Here is a 17,121-nt window from a genome sequence, read left to right as displayed (position 1 = left end):
TGTCGCCGTTCTTAGGCGTGGTGAAGAGGTGACCCCCGGAAGGTCCCGGCAACAGCTGTTGGCAGGTCTCGCCAGTGCAGCAAACCAGATCAATCGCGTAATCACTTGATTGTCAAGATAATCGATTGATAATAGCTAACTAATCGTGGTGCATGGAACACGTTTCAGAAGCGCTGAGGCAGCCATTTCTTTTTGAACTAGTGGCGCCGCGTATGGCGTTTGCTCTTTGATCACTGACTACGCTCTGATCTGGGCTAATGACACCGTCCACCAGTTGCGAACGGACTTGCCTCCGAAGCGAATTAAGAAGATGCCATGGAGATGTTGATGACTCTCAGCTGTACTGGCCTACACCTGAGACGACGACTCCGAGGAGGCACTGTGCACCTGGCACGCGGGACCACTGTTCGCCGCCCGGCGTCGTTCGGCTCGGCCGTGACAAACAGCGCATTCACCGACCACAGCGAAGGGACAACATCCATGGCTCGTCAGCACGCCACCCGCGTACTTGCGCAACCGTGCGCGCACCAGCGGGGGGGGGGGGCGTCTCCCTGCATAGCTAAATTTCGCCCGTTCGCAGCTGCCGGCGCCGTTCTTCTGGGCGCCGGCTTTGTTGTGGGTACGCCCCTGGGTTCAGGACACCTGCCCGGGCTGACCGCTGTTCGCGAGGTCACCCTTGCCACCGGCAGCAGTTCCCTGCCGGATCTTCTTGCTCCGTGGATCGACCAGTACAACGCTGGGGCGCAGAACGCCACGACGCTGATCCAGAACTTCTTACTGGCGCCCGGGGTGGGGTTCCAACAGGCCCTGGCCAACCAGTCCAACCTGTGGAACGAGTTCTTCAACGACCCCACCAGCAGTACCTGGGCCAGTGTGATTCAGCAGATGCAGACGAATCTGGACAACGTGTTGACCGGCATCGGGTTGCAAGGCACGAGTATTGGGGGTTTCACCGAGGGCTCGGGGTGGGCGCCGGGCAGCATCGGGTCGCTGGTGCTTCAACACACCATGATCGGGAACCACGCCCTGATGTTCGGGGAGATCCCGGGCTATTTGCCGGCCAGTGAACAGTCGCTGATCGAGCCGATCGTCAACTTTTTGGGCTCCCCGGCGAGCGCCATCCTCATGGGTAATATCGGCCCGTTCATCAGTCCTTTGGTCGCCCTGGGCAACAGCATTAGCGACGGTGACAGCTTCAACGAGATCTTGGCCAACACCTTCGGCGCGTTTTTCAACGGTGCCGATCTCAACCTCGATTCGCTGCTCCCGACGATCAACGGTCTGATCGGTTCAGAGTTCCCGCCGGGCATGACCATGTCGGAGCTCGATATTGCGTTCGGTGGGCTGCTCAGCACCGGCAGCGTACAGATAGCGAATTACGTGTCGGGTGACAACGACGTTCCCGCGGTGGGCGGTTCGATCTTCAACAGCGTCGGCCTACAGTTCACCGGCGTCCCCGTCCTGGGCACCCTCACCCTCACCAGTGAACCGATCGGCCCCATCGCGGCGTGGGAGACCCTGTCGCAGACCATCAGTGGGCTGCTGGGTTCGGGATGGTCCGACCTGTCTGCGACCGTTGGCTCAGGCGTGGATGCGATTGGCGGGAACGCAAGCCCCCCGATCACGCTGGATGTCGGGGCGCCGGGGGCCGGGATCACGATTCCGACCGTTCTCGACGATCTGTTCGGCGACAGCTCGGGCTCGGGGGCCGCTGCTGCCACCGACCTGTCCACATTGGTCCAAGACGTGACGTCCTGGTTCTGATCTGTCCATATCGCGCCCACTGAAACGTTTCCCTTGCTCTTTTGAGCCCCGTTCTTAAGGAAGGTTTTCCACGATGAGTCCTCACAGCAAGCCAAACCCGTTGCGCGGTAAGCCGGCGATTGGCGCCACCAGCGCGGTGGGCGCGTTCTTAGCGTTCGGCATGGCCCCATTGGCCGGTGCCCCCGCAGCGAGCGCCGATGAGCTCGACCTGATCCTGGATCCCATCATCGATTCGCTGTCCAGCATCGACCCCACCCTAGGTGCCGATGTGAGCAGTTGGGTGGCGGCATTGAATTCCACGTTCGCCGGTGATAGTTCGGCTGTGGCCTCAGCGTTGGATTCCACCGCAGCCTCGACGTTCAACATGGCGCAGTTTGTCGACCAGTGGATCTACACACCGATGCACACCGGTATGGAGGCGTGGATCAATAGTTCGCTCGGTGAGTCCGTCGACAATGCCGTCAACCAGTTCGCTGGGGTGTATTTGATCGGCAATGGCACCGCCGGAACCGAGTCCGATCCGAACGGCACCGACGGCGGACTGCTGTTCGGTGATGGCGGAGCGGGCTACGACGAAAGCGCCAACGCGGGTGTCGCCGGCGGTGACGGTGGAGCCGCAGGGATGTTCGGTGACGGCGGTGCCGGCGGTGCCGGTGGCCTCGGTGCGGCCGGAGGTGACGGCGGTACCGGCGGCACCTTCATGGGCAACGGCGGTGACGGCGGCACCGGTGGGGACGCCGCCGGCGCCGGTGCTTTGACCGCCGGCGCGGGTGGTGCCGGTGGTGATGCGGCGGGCTGGCTGTTCGGTAACGGCGGCAACGGCGGGGCGGGTGGCAACGGTGTCGACGGCGCCGACGGCACCTTCGCCAACGGCGGCAACGGTGCGGGTGTGGGGGGCAGTGAGGGCGGCGCCGGGGGCGCCGGGGGCCGCAGTGGATTCTTCATCGGCGACGGCGGTAACGGTGGTGCCGGCGGTAACGGCGGTAACGCCGGTAACGGCGCCAACGGTGTCAGCGACGGCATCGCCGCTCACCTCAACGGCGGCGCCGGCGGCAGGAACGTTGGTCTAATGGGGCGGGGCGGCGCAGGCGGTGCCGCCGGCGCCGCGGGCTCCAACTATTTCAACTGGTGGAACCAGGCCGGGCAGGTCGGTGACGGCGGGAACGGCGGCGCCGGCGGTAATGGCGGGAACGGCTACGAAGTCGATGGCGTATTCGAAGGCAACGGCGGTCTCGGCGGCGGCGGCGCTGCGGCCGGAAGCGGCGAGATCGGCGGCTATGGCGGCGCTGGCGGTAACGGCGGTGACGGCCTGCGCGGCGGCGCCGCCGGCAACGGAGCTAATGGCGGTAGTTCGCTGGGTGATAACACCGGCGGCAATGGCGGCAATGGCGGGAATGGTGGTGAGGCGACCTCCGGCACGGGCGGTGCTGGCGGCAGGGCTGGCAGAGGCGCTAGCAGTGTGGCCGGGACGGGTGGTGCCGGCGGTCAGGGCGGCGCTGGCGGTAACGGCGCCACCACCGACGACACCGTGGAAACCAACGGCGGCAACGGAGGTGCCGGCGGGGCCGGCGGCAATGGTGGGACCGGCGGGGCGGCCGGTGCAGGCGGGCAGGGTGGTACCGGGACGTTCAGGGGCGGCAATGGTGGTGCCGGCGGCCTTTTCGCCGGTATCGGAAGCACCGCGACCGTCGGCGTCGCCGGCGGGGACGGTGGTGCCGGCGGGGCCAGCAGCGGCTGGAACTATAACGGCACCATCTTCAGCATCGGCGGCAACGGCGGCGCCGGCGGCACTGGGGGAGGTGCGTACGCGGCGGGTGCCACCGCAGGTGCGGGCGGGAATGGTGGTGCCGGTGCGGACGGAGCTACTGGCGCTGGTGTCATCAGCGTCGGTGGCAATGGCGGTGCCGGCGGCTTGGGCGGTCCCGGCGGAAGCCCGGCGGAGGGGAGCGGTGCCGGCACCGGTGGTGTCGGCGGAGCCGGTGGTGCCGGCGGTTATGGCACCGCCTCCGGCGGTAACGGAGGTGCCGGTGGTCAAGCTTTGGGGAGTGGCTTCGGGGCGGTCACGAGCGGCGCTGATGGTGGTGCCGGGGGCGCCGGCGGCGCCAGCGGCGGCATCGCAGTCCCGACCAACACTTTGGGCATCGGGCCCGCCCACGCCGGTAACGGCGGCACTGGTGGTGCCGGCGGCTATGGCGACAGAGGTACCGGCGGCAATGGCGGTGCCGGCGGCAATGGCGGCGCTGGCGCCGGCAGCGTCAATGGCGGCAATGGCGGCACTGGTGGCGCCGGCGGCTACCAATACAGCGACCGTCCGAGCAGCGCCGGCAACGGCGGCCAAGGCGGTACGGGTGGCGCGGCGACGGGTACCGGCAACGGCGGTGCCGGCGGTAACGGCGGTGCCGGCGGGTACGGCCAGGCCGGTGTCACCGGCAGTAGTTACGTGGGCGCGGCCGGCGGCAACGGCGGCAACGGAGGGGTCGGTGGTACCGGCGGTACCGGCGGCACCGGCGGCACCGCGGTCACCGGCACCGGTGGTGTCGGCGGCGCCGGCGGCGCCGGGGGCACCGGGGGCACCGGTGGCGCCGGCGGCAACGGCAGTGTGGACCGTGCCGGTAACGGCCTGGCCGGCGGCAATGGCGGTGTCGGTGGCGCCGGCGGCGTTGGTGGCACCGGTGGCGCGGGCGGGGCGAGCACCAGCGGAACCCATGGTGCCGAAGGTGTCGGCGGCGATGGTGGCGCCGGTGGTACCGGTGGAGCCGGCGGCAATAGCGGCACACCCACCGGCAGCGGCAGCGCCGGGACGCCGGGCACCGGTGGCGCCGGAGGTAGCGGCGGCGGTGGTGGAACGCCGGGCGGCCAATCGGGTACCGCAGGCGCGACTGGCGCCAACGGCCAGCCTGGTTAGGCGATGGACGGCGATCACGGTCACTGGGCCCTTGCGGGGTTCGGTGGCCGTGATCGCGTCGAGTCAGGTAGGGCCGTCCAACGGGCAGGGGACGCGATACCGACCGCGGACACGGTGGTGGAGTTGGTGCGTCAGCAGGCGGCGCGGTTGGGGGAGAAGGCTGCGTTCAGCTTCTCCCATCACGGGGATGGCCGGGCCGCGAGCCAGGTGACGTATCGGGGATTGGATGCCTGGGCTCGCGCGATCGGGTCGCAGCTTCAGGGGTTGGGTGCTTCCGGCCAGCGGGTGTTGGTGCTGTGTGGTCCCGGATTGGATGGCATTGCCGGCGTTTTCGGGTGTCTGTATGCCGGGGCTATTGCGGTGCCGGTGGCGCAGCGGGTGGGGCCGCGGTTGGCGTTGGTGATCGCCGATGCGGGGGCGGGGTTCGCGGTGGCCTCCGCGCGGCTGCCGCCGAGTATTCGCGGGGCGGTGGACGCGGCGGCCGGGGGTTTGCGGGGCGGCCCTGTGGTGTGGTGCGGCACCGATGACGGTGATCCTGATGCGTGGATGGCACCTGCGGTCGATTCCGACAGCATTGCGCTGATTCAGTATTCGGCAGGGCCGGCGCGGCATCCGGCGGGTGTGGTGGTGACCCATGAGAACGTGATGGCTGCGGTGGCGGCGGTCGCGGCGGCGGGGTTGGCAGACTCGCGTGATGTGGTGGTGTCGTGGTTGCCGACGCATCACGAAAGAGGCTTGATCGGCACGGTATTGGCGCCGCTCTACCTGGGTGCCAGCACGGTGTTGATGGCGCCGTCGGCGTTCCTTCAACGGCCGATGTGTTGGTTGGAGGCGATCTCACGCTGGCGGGCCACGGTGACGATGGCCCCAGATTCGGCGTATCGGTGGTGCGTGCAGCGCAGCACCCCAACCGAACGTGCGGGCCTGGATCTGTCGACCCTGTCGACTGCGGTGATCAACGGGGGTGAGCCGGTGCGGGCGGCCACGATGCTGAGATTCGCGGAGGCGTTCTCCCCAGCTGAGTTTCGCGGCGACGCGTTCATGCCGGTGTATGGACGGGCGGAGGCCACCATGCTTGTCTCCGGCGGCTCGGACAGGCCGACGGTGTGTCATGTCGATCGGGCCGGTCTGGCGTCTGGTTGGATTGCTGAGGCCCACCAGGACGACCCGAATGCTGTTGCGGTGGTCGGCTGTGGTCGCCCCCGCCAACATGTGGTGATCGTCGACCCCGCCACCCGTATGGAATGCGGGCCCGATGAGGTCGGGGAGATCTGGGTGGGTGGACCCAGTGTCGCCCAGAGCTATTGGGGCGCACCGGCGGCCAGCGATCAGATCTTCGAGGCGTTCCTCGCCGACGGTGGTGGTGGACCGTTTCTGCGTACCGGGGATCGCGGGTTCGTGCGGGGTGGGGAACTGTTCGTCACCGGCGCCTGCCCAGACTTGATAGTGCTCGATGGGGTGCACTACTACCCGCACGAACTGGAAGCTACCGTGGCGGACTGCCATTCGGTATTGCTCTCGGGACGCGGGGCGGTCTTCACCGACGATTCCGAACAATTGGTGGTGGTTCACGAAGCCCGCTGCGAAATCGGTGACGCTGAACTAGCCACACTGGTGGCGTTGATTCAGTCCGCACTCGACAAACATCATGGCATTCAAGCGTGTTCGATCGTGTTGGTGGAGGCGATGCAACTGCCCACCGGCTCGGGCGGTGAGATCCGGCGTGGCGCGTGCCGCTGCCGGTACTTGGATGGCGACCTCGATGCGCTGGCTCACTGGTACGCGGGTGAATCGCTGGGAGCCAAAGTCGTCGAGCTGATACGGCGGCAAGGGGCATGCCGTTCATGATCCCGGGCCGGGCGGGCCGCAGCGCCGACGAATTGGATTCGGCGGAACAGAAGTCGTGGCAGAACTACCTGGCGACCGTCCTGCGGATGACCACGGTGATCAACCGGGAACTGCACGATGCCCACCAGCTGTCGTTGGCCGATGTGCAGCTGCTCAATCTGCTGGAGGGTTCCGCTACTGGCAGTATCCCGATGGCGGAGCTGACCGAGGTGTTGGCCGCCCCGCCCAGCCGGCTCACCCGACAGATCCGGCGCCTCGATGAGCGCGGCCTGGTACTGCGAGACGTCAGCCCCCGCGACCGTCGCCGCGTCGTCGTCACCATCACCGCAACGGGGCGAACGGTGGTGCAACAGGCCATGATCACCTACGCCAACGCCGTCCGCACCCACTTCCTGGGACCGCTGAATGGTTCCCGGATCGCAGCCATGGCAGCTACCTGCAACCAAATCAGCAATGCCCTGACCCGACCCGGGTGAGCCGGGCATTCGCAGTAGTTGTTCCGGTTCGAGGCGAATGCCGAACAGCCAGTGTGTCAGCGACCGCGCGGGCTGATCTCGAAGACGAACTCGTGGCTGCCGATATGGATGCGATCACCGTCAGCCAGGGTGACGCTGGCGTGAATCCGCCGGCCTTCGACCAGGACACCATTGGTCGACCGCAGATCTGTGATCACGAAACCCGCTCCGGTGTAGCCGATTACCGCGTGGTTCCGGCTGACGTCATCGTCATCGATCACGATGTCGTTGTCGGGGAGTCGCCCGATCCGAGTCGTCGTGGCATCCAGTCGATGACGGTGTCCGGCCCCGTCTCGCAGCTCGGCGCACGAGGACCCCTGAGCTGTCGCGACATTCGGGGCGAGCCTGATGGCGCTGTGCGCAGTGGTGCTGCGGGCGGCCCTTTCGGCGTGCAGGGGCTGCTGGCGCAGTATCCGCTCATGAAGAGCACTGACCGTAGGTCCGGGGTCGATCCCGAGATCCTGCGCCAGGGCTGTTTTCAGGCGCCGATAGGCGTCCAGGGCGTCAGATTGACGCTCCGCGGCGTAATAGGCGGAGATCAGCTGTGCCCACAGCCGTTCGCGGTAGGGATGCGCGGCGCTGAGCGCCTCGAGCTCGCCGATGATGGCATGCGCTCGCCCACAAGCGATGTCGGCTTCGGCCCGGGCGACTTGGGCCACCACCTTGTCCTCGTACAGCACCGTGGCGAACGCGTCGACGAAGGCGAACTCGCGCAGGTCATCGAGGACCGGACCGCGCCATTCGGCCAGCGCCACCGATAGATGGCTGCTGGCATCGTCGAATCGTCCAGCCGCCGCGGCCTTCATGCCCAGGTTCCGCTCGGTGCCGAAGCGTCCCAGGTCCCAGTGGGCGTCGGCGAAGGAGAGTCGGTATCCCGGCGGCGCGCTCGCCAGCACCGCCTGCGGTTCGACCCCGGCGGTGGCGAGCAGTCGGCGCAGATTGGACACGTAAGACTGGATGCTCGCCCGCGCCGCCGGAACCGGCCTCGCACCCCAGACGGCGTCGATCAATGACTCGACGGAGACCGGCCGGTTGTGGTTGATCACCAGCATGGCCAGCACCGCCCGCTGTTTTGCCGCGCCCAGCGGAACCGGCGTCCCGTTGACGCTCATCTGCAGCGGTCCCAACACGCCGAACTCCAGGGTCGGGTTCATCGCGCCACCAACCTTTCAAGGTTCACCGCTGCCGGTCCCCTGACGAGACGTAACAGGTATACCGGCGGTTCCTCCGAGGCAGCTGAGCGGCCGTCCGCCGAGCTCACGCCCGCCATCCCGCGCGGCGCAAGAATGTCTCAAGAATCTGTCGAGCGTTCCGCAAGGGGTCTGCCGCAGCCTGGTGTTGTTGGCCCCAGCCGGGGGTTGGACTCGAGAGAGTGAGTTGATGATGAACGCAAAGCGGGTGGTGTGCGCGTCCTCGATCGCAGCCGCTATCGGGCTGTCGGGACTGTTCGGTGCTGGAATGGCGACGGCGAACGCCGCTCCGGCGGGCTACCAGACCGGCCAGAGCGTCTACAGCCAGTCCGGCCCTGACATCCGGCTGGACCATCACGACCGCAAGAAGGCCTTGCGGCGGGAGAAGCACGAACTCAAGCACCACCGCCAGGATCTCTCCACGGTGGGTTCTGGACACCGCTGGTGATTCGGGAGACCCCATGAGAAAGGCGGGCCACCACACGGTGGCCCGCCATTTTCATCCGTCCGATGCCAACGGGAACATCCAGGTGCTGAGCGCGCCTCAGCCCCCCATCAGCCCGAAAACCCCGAAACCCACCACCATGCCGGCCACGTTCGCGCAGGCGTTGACCGCGTCGTTGCCCATCCATCGCCAGCCGGTGGACGGCTGCGTAGGCGCGCCGCAGTGCAGGGTGTCCTCCACGGTGGCGCCGCACGTCGCGCAGGCGAAGCGGGCCTGCACGGTGGCGCCGATCAAAGTGTCGACCAGGGATCCGACGACGCCGGCCGCCAGGCCCACCGGCACCATCGCGAGACCACCGAACAGGGCACCGAACGCGCCGACGGCCAGTGCCCCCAACACCGTCGCACCCGAACCCAGCGGGGATACCGCCCCCGAGGTGCCTTTGGGCACCCGGGCCCAGGTGCGCAGTGACAGCGGCTCGCGGGAGGAGAAGCGGCCGATCTCCGAGGCCCAGGAGTCGGCGATGCCGGCCGCGATCCCGCCGATCGACACGGCGTACCAGATCGGGTCGCGGGTGAATGCATAACCGATCACCGGAACCAGCACCGGAAGGCCGGCGTTCACCGCGACCTGGCTCATCGTGCGCATGCCCCCGGACCGGACCGGGCGGCGATACGCGGTGAGCAGGCTGGTCAGCGAGAAGAACAACGCGGCCGGGATGATCCACGCCCACCCGCCGAGGCCGACGGCCGCCCCGGCGATCAGGCCACCGCTGAGTGCGCCCGGTAGATCCAACCACCGCATCCGCAGCATGAACGGCACGATGGCGCAGCCGAATACCACCGCGGCCAGCCACCGTAGCGCGTCGTCGGTGGACAGCTCCCGCGCCACGTGCAGCAGTAACGCAACCCACGGCGTGATCAGCAGGTTGTCCGCCGCGGGCAGTACCAGAAGTTCCACCGCGGCTGTGGTCATCGCAACGAACAGCGAAACCGACACCGCCATAAACGTATTCAGTTCAAGGCCGACCCGGCAGAATACCCACGACACGGCGAACGCGATGACCACGAAGGCCACCGACCCCTCCAGTGAGCGGACCCCGCCGCCGGCTTCGACCCGGTGCCTGCCGTAGCGGTCCCCGATCAGCGCCGCACCGGCGTCGGCCAGCCCCAGCACCACCACACCTGCTGCGATGGCGACCCGATCCGGCCAAAACGCCAGCACCGCGACCAACGCCCCGGCGGCAAAGCCCACCAGTCCGTAGTCGCGCGACCGGGTGCCGTCGAAGACGCCGGGCACCGGGATCAGACCGCGCTCCACGATGACCGTCAAGGCCACCGTCGCCGCGGCCAGCACGCCGGCCACCACCACCCCGTGCGAGAGATGGAAGGCCGCCAGGGCGGCGAACAGCCCGCACAGTGCGTGCGGGATCTTGCGGGTGACCAGGGGGCTGGCCCCCCGTCGTGCCAGTGCGCGCCCGACCACGATCAGGACTGCTGCGATCAGCAGGACCCCGCCCCCGGCGACGGCCAGGTCGTGGCTCACGGTAGCGGTCACGCAGGACTACTCATCGAAGTCCAGCGGCACTCGCAGTGCGCTCAGAGTGGCGGCCAGGGCGTCGTATTGGCTGGTCAGCATGACGAATTCGATCAGCCGGGGCCGATCCAGATGTTCGGCCAGCTGCGCCCAGGTGGCATCGGAGAGCGTGCGGGTCTGAACCAGTTCGTCGACCCCGGTCAGCAACACCCGCTGCCGGTCGGTGAGCCCGTCCGCGTTGGGGCCTTCGAAGATGCGCGTCTGGGTGGCGTCGTCGATACCGACCGCCCGGGCCATCCGGCGGTGGTGCTGCAGTTCGTACTGGCTGTCGCGCAGGTGCCCCACCCGCAGGATCACCAGCTCGGTGTCGCGGTTCGGCAGCTTGCCGCCGCGCATGAGCACCCCGCCGAACGGCAGCCAGGACCACATCAGCCGCCGGTGCTGGCCCAGCGTGGTGAACAGGTGCGCCCGGGGCACGTGCTGGCGCAGGGCGACGACTTTGCACACCAGCCAGTTCGTGACACCGAGGTCGCGCAGGCCGGGGGAATCGGGGATACGAACAGTCACCGCTGTTGCTTTACCAGATACGGCGAGACACTGCTGCGATGTTCGTTGAGATCCAGGTCACGGCCCAACGCGGGGAAGGCTCGCTGCGGGCAGTTGTCGTGGTCGCAGACGCGGCAGCCCACCCCGATCGCGGTGGCCGGGACGTCGTGGCCGGCCGCCAGATCCAGCCCTTCGGAGTAGACCAGCCGGTGGGCGTGGCGCAGTTCGCAACCGAGCCCGATCGCGAAGGTCTTGTCCGGCTGGCCCCAGCGGGAGGCACGGCGTTCGACGGTGCGAGCCACCCACATGTACTTGCGGCCGTCGGGCATCTCGGCGATCTGGACCAGGATCTTTCCCGGGTTGCCGAATGACTCGTAGACGTTCCACAGCGGGCAGGTACCGCCGCTGGAGGAGAAATGAAAGCCGGTGGCTGACTGTCGTTTTGACATGTTTCCGGCCCGATCAACCCGGACGAAGGAGAACGGCACACCCCGCATCGACGGCCGCTGCAGGGTGGACAGCCGGTGGGCGATGGTCTCGTAGCTGACGCGGTAGAAAGCCGACAGTCGTTCGATGTCGTAGCGGAATGTCTCGGCGCTGTCGTGGAACTGCCCGTAGGGCAACACGATCGCCGCCGCGAAATAGTTGGCCAACCCGAGCCGGGCCAGGGTGCGGGAATCCTTCGAGGTGAACTTTCCCTCTTCGACCATGGCGGAGATCTGGTCGTCGAATTCCAGGTAGGCCAGTTCGGCGGCCATCTTGAACACGCGCTGCCCCCAGGACAGGTGGTTGGAGATGTCCAGGGTGCGGGTTTCCGCGTCGTAGCGGTGTAGCACCGTCTCGCCCAGATCAATGCGGCGGTTGATGTGCACCCCGTGCACCTCGGTGAGCCGATTGGCCAGCTCGACGGCCAATTCGCCCTGGTGCCTGCGCATCCGGGTGGCCAGATCTTCGGCGGCGGCATCGAGTTCGTGCAGGTAGTTCTGGCGTTGATAGAAGTAATCCCGAACCTCTTCGTGCGGCATGGTGATCGCGCCGGTGCCGCTGCCGTCGGAGAAGCGCTCCTCGGTGGCTGCGGCGAGTTGGGCCGTGGTGATGCGGTAGCGGCGGTGCAGGTTGACCATTGCGTGGGCCAATTTGGGGTGGGCACTGACCATTTCGGCCACCTCGGCCAGGTCTACGTCGATGTCGAGGTCGCGGTCCATGGCGACCTCGCGCAACTCGGCGACCAGCCGGGTGTCGTCCTGGGAGGCGAAGAAGCTGGCGTCCACGCCGAATACCTCGGCGATCCGGAGCAGCACCGCGACGGTCAGCGGACGAACGTCATGCTCGATCTGGTTGAGGTAGCTCGGTGAGATCTCCAGCATCTGGGCCAGTGCAGCCTGACTGAACCCGCGTTCGCTGCGCAGCTGGCGCACCCGGGCTCCGACATACGTCTTGGCCACCCAACCGACCCTACCTGCTGCGAAGGCGGCATTCGCATTGTTGGCATGGCATGATCCGCTCAGGGAAAGACCACGGGAGCAGCGATGCAGCAGACGCAGGAGCCGACTGGCCTGGCCAAGGTTTTGATGCCGGTGCCGGATCCACATCCCGACGTGTTCGACCGGCAGTGGCCACTGCGGGTCGCCGACATCGACCGCCTGGGCCGGCTGCGGATGGACGCGGCCGCCCGCCACATCCAGGACATCGGCCAGGATCAGTTGCGGGAGGGCGGATATCAGGAGACGCACCCGCTGTGGATCGTCCGGCGCACCATGATGGACCTGATTCGTCCGATCGAGTTCCAGGACATGCTGCGGATGCGGCGTTGGTGTTCGGGCACCTCCAACCGCTGGTGTGAGATGCGGGTTCGCATCGATGGCCGCAAGGGCGGGCTGATCGAATCCGAGGCGTTCTGGATCAATATCAACCGCGAGACGCAGGGACCCGCGCGGATCTCCGAGGGTTTCCTGGACCGGCTCAAGCGCACCACCACCGTCGATCGGCTGCGTTGGAAGGCCTACCTGAAGGCCGGAGGCAGGGAGGACGCCGCCGAGATCCACGAGTACCCGCTTCGGTTCACCGACATCGACCTGTTCGACCACATGAACAACTCGGTGTACTGGACCGTGGTCGAGGACTACCTGTCGAGTTACCCGGAGCTGCTCGAAGCACCGCTGCGGGTCAACCTGGAACACGAAGCCCCAGTCGCGCTGGGCGACAAACTAGAGATCGTCTCCCACGTCCACCCCGCTGGATCGACTGATCAGTTCGGGCCCGGACTGATCGATCGCACTGTTAGAACGCTCACATACTTGGTAGGCGAAGAGGTCAAGGCCCTCGCCGCAATCTTCCCGCTGTAACACGTTCTAGTCAGTACGGGCGTACTGCTAAAACGGGCGCTGACCAGTGTGGATATGTTACCGGCCGGTAGCTTTGGGGCTGATTTCGTGACGGGGTTTCCCTACGGTTCTTCGCAAACTTTGCAATTTGTTCGCTATACGTGGCTTAAGTTGGCAACGGAAACGGCTGGACCTGGGCAGATGTGCTGTGCCAAGGTCGGATTAACACACCAGTGAATCGATCGGGGTGTTAGCAAAGCCGGGAAGCAATTCTCGGGTCCGGCGACCCCGGCCGATCGAAAACGCAAAGGAGCGCATCCTATGTCGACCGTTGGCACGCCGAAGAGCCCCGAGCAGATCCAGCACGACTGGGACCACAACCCGCGTTGGAAGGGTGTCACCCGCACCTACTCCGCCGAGGATGTCGTTGCGCTGCAGGGCCACGTCGTCGAGGAGCACACCCTGGCCCGTCGTGGCGCCGAGGTGCTGTGGGAGCAGCTGCACGACCTGGACTACATCAACGCTCTCGGTGCGCTGACCGGCAACATGGCCGTCCAGCAGGTCCGGGCCGGTCTGAAGGCCATCTACCTGTCCGGGTGGCAGGTCGCCGGTGACGCCAACCTGTCCGGCCACACCTACCCCGACCAGAGCCTCTACCCGGCCAACTCGGTGCCGCAGGTGGTGCGCCGGATCAACAACGCACTGCTGCGTGCCGACGAGATCGCCAAGGTCGAGGGCGACACCTCGGTGGACAACTGGCTGGCCCCGATCGTGGCCGACGGCGAGGCCGGCTTCGGTGGCGCGCTCAACGTCTACGAGCTGCAGAAGGCGATGATCGCCGCCGGTGTCGCGGGTTCGCACTGGGAGGACCAGCTGGCCTCGGAGAAGAAGTGTGGCCACCTGGGCGGCAAGGTGCTGATCCCCACTCAGCAGCACATCCGCACCCTGACCTCGGCCCGTCTGGCCGCTGACGTCGCCGACGTGCCGACCGTGGTGATCGCCCGGACCGACGCCGAGGCCGCCACCCTGATCACCTCCGACGTCGACGAGCGCGACCAGCCGTTCATCACCGGTGAGCGGACCGCGGAGGGCTTCTACTACACCAAGAACGGTCTGGAGCCGTGCATCGCCCGGGCCAAGGCCTACGCCCCGTACGCCGACCTGATCTGGATGGAGACCGGCACGCCGGACCTGGAGCTGGCCCGCAAGTTCGCCGAGGGCGTCAAGAGCGAGTTCCCCGACCAGATGCTGGCTTACAACTGCTCGCCGTCGTTCAACTGGCGCCAGCACCTGGACGACGCGACCATCGCGAAGTTCCAGAACGAGCTGGGCGCCATGGGCTTCAAGTTCCAGTTCATCACCCTGGCCGGCTTCCACGCGCTGAACTACTCGATGTTCGATCTGGCCCACGGCTACGCCCGCAAGCAGATGAGCGCCTACGTCGAGCTGCAGGAGCGTGAGTTCGCCGCCGAGGAGCGGGGCTACACCGCCACCAAGCACCAGCGCGAGGTGGGTGCCGGGTACTTCGACCGGATCGCCACCACCGTGGACCCGACCTCGTCGACCACGGCGCTGGCCGGCTCGACCGAAGAGGGCCAGTTCCACTAGGCCATCAACCCGCCGAGCAGACGCAGACTCGCGTAGTTGCCGCTCAGGTAGTGCGAGTTTGTGTCTGCTCGCGGGGGAAGAGATTTCCCGCGGTGGAAGTCGGATTGCGCCGCGGGGGAGTTGACAGCGCAGGCCCCGCCCAGCCAGCCTGGGCGGGGCCTGTTGCTGCCGTTGACTGAAAGGGAGACCGTGTCGATCCAACGAGTAGGTGTTATCGGAGCCGGGCAGATGGGCGCCGGAATCGCCGAGGTGTCGGCGCGTGCCGGCGTCGAGGTGAAGATCTTCGAGACCACCGACGCACTGGTCACGGCAGGCCGCAACCGGATCGTCAAGTCGCTGGAGCGCGGCGTGAGCGCCGGCAAGATCACCGAACGCGAGCGCGACGACGCCGTCGGCAACCTGACCTTCACCACCGACCTCGGCGAGCTGGCGGACCGGCAGCTGGTCATCGAGGCCGTCATCGAAGACGACACCGTCAAGGCGAAGATCTTCGCCGAGCTGGACCGGGTGATCACCGACCCGGACGCCGTGCTCGCGTCGAACACCTCGTCCATCCCGATTATGAAGATCGCCGCCGCCACGGCGAACCCGCAGCGAGTGCTGGGCCTGCACTTCTTCAACCCGGTTCCGGTGCTGCCACTGGTCGAGCTGGTCAGCACGCTGGTCACCGACCCTGCCGCGGCCGACCGCACCGAGGAGTTCGCCAGCGCGGTACTGGGCAAGCAGGTGGTGCGCTGCTCGGACCGCTCCGGTTTCGTGGTGAACGCCCTGCTGGTGCCCTACCTGCTGTCGGCGGTTCGCATGCTCGAGTCCGGGTTTGCCACCGTCGAGGACATCGACAAGGCGATCGTCGCCGGCCTGTCGCACCCGATGGGACCGCTGCGGCTGTCCGACCTGGTCGGGCTGGACACGCTGAAGCTGATCGCGGACAAGATGTACGAGGAGTTCAAGGAGCCGCTCTACGCCGCGCCGCCGCTGCTGCTGCGCATGGTGGAGGCCGGCCAGCTGGGCAAGAAGTCGGGCCGGGGTTTCTACACCTACTGATCGGCTAGTGCGTCGGCGTCACGCCGAACGCGTACCAGCAGGGCTTGCCCTCCATGGGCGAGTCGAACGGTGAGGCGGTGCGGGTCAAGCCGGTCGGCGGTATCAGGGTCGGGACCCCGTTGAAGATCACGCAGGCCGAGTTGGTGATGAGGTCCTGCGGTGGACGGTCGGTCGGAGCGTTCTGCGCGTTCTGACCGTTCTGGCCGGCGGCGCGGGCCGCCTGTTCGGCGGCGCTTTGGGCCTCGCCGATGGCCCGATTGGCGATACCGGCGCCGCACGCCTGCGGGTCCTGTGGTTGCCCCTGGTCGCCGTTGGCGCAAGCATCCTGTCCCTGCCCTGGCGGCGGTTCCGGGTCGTCCGCGTTGGCCAGTGGGGGACAGCTCACGAATGCTCCGGCGGTGATCAGTGCCGACAAGACCGTCTTGGCGGCCAGTCTGTAGCCCGTTGTCGCCATGGTGCGGCACCTGCTTTCCCTCGATCGTTCGCGTCACAACTGGTCGGTTCTGACGACCTGTTTGCGACGGTAGGAGATGCAGCCGTTGAGAGAAACAGGGATTTCCCTGGTATTCGGCAGTGCCCGATGGGCGAGGTCAGGTCAGTGGGCGGACTGCGTCGATACGTCGGCGTTGCGCGCTTGCGCGTTGGCCGCCCGCCGCCACGGCAGTATCGGTGACGGGTGCGGCCCGGCGTTGAACTTCTCCAGCGATCCGCCCACCTCGACGATCCCGCACAGCGCATTCCAGGTCATCATCGTCAGGTAGTCGATCAGGTCGTCGGAGCTCATCCGCGGGTCCAGCAGCCAGGAGTGGGTGGCCAGCTGCACGCCGCCGACCGTCATGTACGCCCACGGCTCGACCCCGCGGGTGTCCATCCCGACCGCGTTCATCCGGCGGCGCAGCATCACCGCGAGCATCCGGGCGATGATGCGCTCGGAGTCGGCGATCACCTTGCTCTTGCTGGCCGAGCTGTTGGCCATCACGAACCGGTACGGCTCGGGTTCGTTGGCCACGGTCTGCACGTATACCCGGATGATCTCGCGGACCAGGTCGAACCCGTCCAGATTGGCCGACAACGCCGACGCCATATTCGGGATCAGCGTGGTCTGCGCGAAGCGCATCATCACCGCGGTGGTGAGGTCGTTCTTGTCGACGAAATACCGGTACAGGACGGTCTTGGACACGCCGATCTCCGCGGCGATCTCGTCCATGCTCACATAGCGGCCGCGGAGCCGGATCGCCTCGATCGTTCCGTCGATGAGGTCGTTGCGACGGTCGACCTTGTGCTGGTGCCAACGCCGTTTGCGACCGTCGGTCTTTGCGGTGCCGGCCTTGAGCTGTTCTGCCACTATCGCGGATTCCCATTCCCTAGACCTAATAGATAATACGGGCTGGTCCAG

General features: G+C 66.9%; 14 protein-coding genes. 8 read left to right on the top strand and 6 right to left on the bottom strand.

Going from position 1 to position 17,121, the window contains the following annotated elements; all coding sequences use genetic code 11:
• Window positions 1-615: 615 nt before the first annotated feature.
• The 4 genes from gjpA (at window position 616) to NM962_05885 (ending at window position 6,993) form a co-directional block, all read left to right on the top strand.
• On the top strand, window positions 616-1,764 hold the full coding sequence (gene gjpA / locus NM962_05900; GenBank protein ID UVO13635.1) for an outer membrane porin GjpA: 1,149 nt from the start codon (window positions 616-618) through the stop codon (window positions 1,762-1,764).
• Between the two features lie 73 nt (window positions 1,765-1,837).
• Complete coding sequence (locus NM962_05895; GenBank protein ID UVO13634.1) at window positions 1,838-4,669, top strand: hypothetical protein; 2,832 nt, start codon at window positions 1,838-1,840, stop codon at window positions 4,667-4,669.
• Window positions 4,670-4,672: 3 nt separating this feature from the next.
• Window positions 4,673-6,517, top strand: a complete 1,845-nt coding sequence (locus NM962_05890; protein ID UVO13633.1) for a fatty acyl-AMP ligase — start codon at window positions 4,673-4,675, stop codon at window positions 6,515-6,517.
• Entirely contained in the window at window positions 6,505-6,993 is a 489-nt protein-coding gene (locus tag NM962_05885; GenBank protein UVO13632.1) for a MarR family transcriptional regulator, read from the top strand. Before NM962_05890 ends, NM962_05885 begins: the two co-directional genes overlap by 13 nt.
• A 56-nt stretch (window positions 6,994-7,049) precedes the next feature.
• Here NM962_05885 and NM962_05880 read toward each other — a convergent pair whose 3' ends face one another.
• On the bottom strand, window positions 7,050-8,186 hold the full coding sequence (locus NM962_05880) for an FHA domain-containing protein (protein UVO13631.1): 1,137 nt from the start codon (window positions 8,184-8,186) through the stop codon (window positions 7,050-7,052).
• Window positions 8,187-8,412: 226 nt separating this feature from the next.
• Between NM962_05880 and NM962_05875 the strand changes: the two genes are divergently transcribed.
• Window positions 8,413-8,670 (top strand): hypothetical protein, encoded by a 258-nt coding sequence (locus NM962_05875; GenBank protein UVO13630.1) that lies wholly within the window; start codon window positions 8,413-8,415, stop codon window positions 8,668-8,670.
• Window positions 8,671-8,766: 96 nt separating this feature from the next.
• Here the strand turns inward: NM962_05875 and NM962_05870 are convergent, their stop codons facing one another.
• Genes NM962_05870 through ramB form a run of 3 tightly spaced genes read right to left on the bottom strand, consistent with a single transcriptional unit; the run spans window position 8,767 to window position 12,194 of the window.
• Window positions 8,767-10,224 (bottom strand): DUF92 domain-containing protein, encoded by a 1,458-nt coding sequence (locus NM962_05870; GenBank protein ID UVO13629.1) that lies wholly within the window; start codon window positions 10,222-10,224, stop codon window positions 8,767-8,769.
• A gap of 6 nt (window positions 10,225-10,230) precedes the next feature.
• Window positions 10,231-10,770 carry a carboxymuconolactone decarboxylase family protein gene (locus tag NM962_05865; GenBank protein ID UVO13628.1) on the bottom strand — a complete coding sequence of 180 codons (540 nt, stop codon included), beginning with the start codon at window positions 10,768-10,770 and terminating at the stop codon, window positions 10,231-10,233.
• Window positions 10,767-12,194 (bottom strand): acetate metabolism transcriptional regulator RamB, encoded by a 1,428-nt coding sequence (ramB, locus tag NM962_05860; protein ID UVO13627.1) that lies wholly within the window; start codon window positions 12,192-12,194, stop codon window positions 10,767-10,769. Before ramB ends, NM962_05865 begins: the two co-directional genes overlap by 4 nt.
• An 84-nt stretch (window positions 12,195-12,278) precedes the next feature.
• Between ramB and NM962_05855 the strand changes: the two genes are divergently transcribed.
• The 3 genes from NM962_05855 (at window position 12,279) to NM962_05845 (ending at window position 15,725) form a co-directional block, all read left to right on the top strand.
• On the top strand, window positions 12,279-13,094 hold the full coding sequence (locus tag NM962_05855) for an acyl-[acyl-carrier-protein] thioesterase (protein ID UVO13626.1): 816 nt from the start codon (window positions 12,279-12,281) through the stop codon (window positions 13,092-13,094).
• A 300-nt stretch (window positions 13,095-13,394) separates the two neighbouring features.
• A complete protein-coding gene (aceA, locus tag NM962_05850) occupies window positions 13,395-14,681 on the top strand; it encodes an isocitrate lyase (protein ID UVO13625.1) in 1,287 nt (428 codons plus the stop codon).
• A gap of 228 nt (window positions 14,682-14,909) precedes the next feature.
• A complete protein-coding gene (locus NM962_05845) occupies window positions 14,910-15,725 on the top strand; it encodes a 3-hydroxybutyryl-CoA dehydrogenase (GenBank protein ID UVO14570.1) in 816 nt (271 codons plus the stop codon).
• 4 nt (window positions 15,726-15,729) lie between these two features.
• Here NM962_05845 and NM962_05840 read toward each other — a convergent pair whose 3' ends face one another.
• Window positions 15,730-16,179 carry a hypothetical protein gene (locus NM962_05840; protein UVO13624.1) on the bottom strand — a complete coding sequence of 150 codons (450 nt, stop codon included), beginning with the start codon at window positions 16,177-16,179 and terminating at the stop codon, window positions 15,730-15,732.
• 141 nt (window positions 16,180-16,320) lie between these two features.
• Window positions 16,321-17,070, bottom strand: a complete 750-nt coding sequence (locus tag NM962_05835) for a TetR/AcrR family transcriptional regulator (protein UVO13623.1) — start codon at window positions 17,068-17,070, stop codon at window positions 16,321-16,323.
• Between the last annotated feature and the right edge of the window lie 51 nt (window positions 17,071-17,121).

The organism is Mycobacterium sp. SVM_VP21 (assembly GCA_024758765.1).
GTDB lineage: Bacteria > Actinomycetota > Actinomycetes > Mycobacteriales > Mycobacteriaceae > Mycobacterium > Mycobacterium heraklionense_C.
This window is presented reverse-complemented; position numbering and strand designations above follow the sequence as displayed.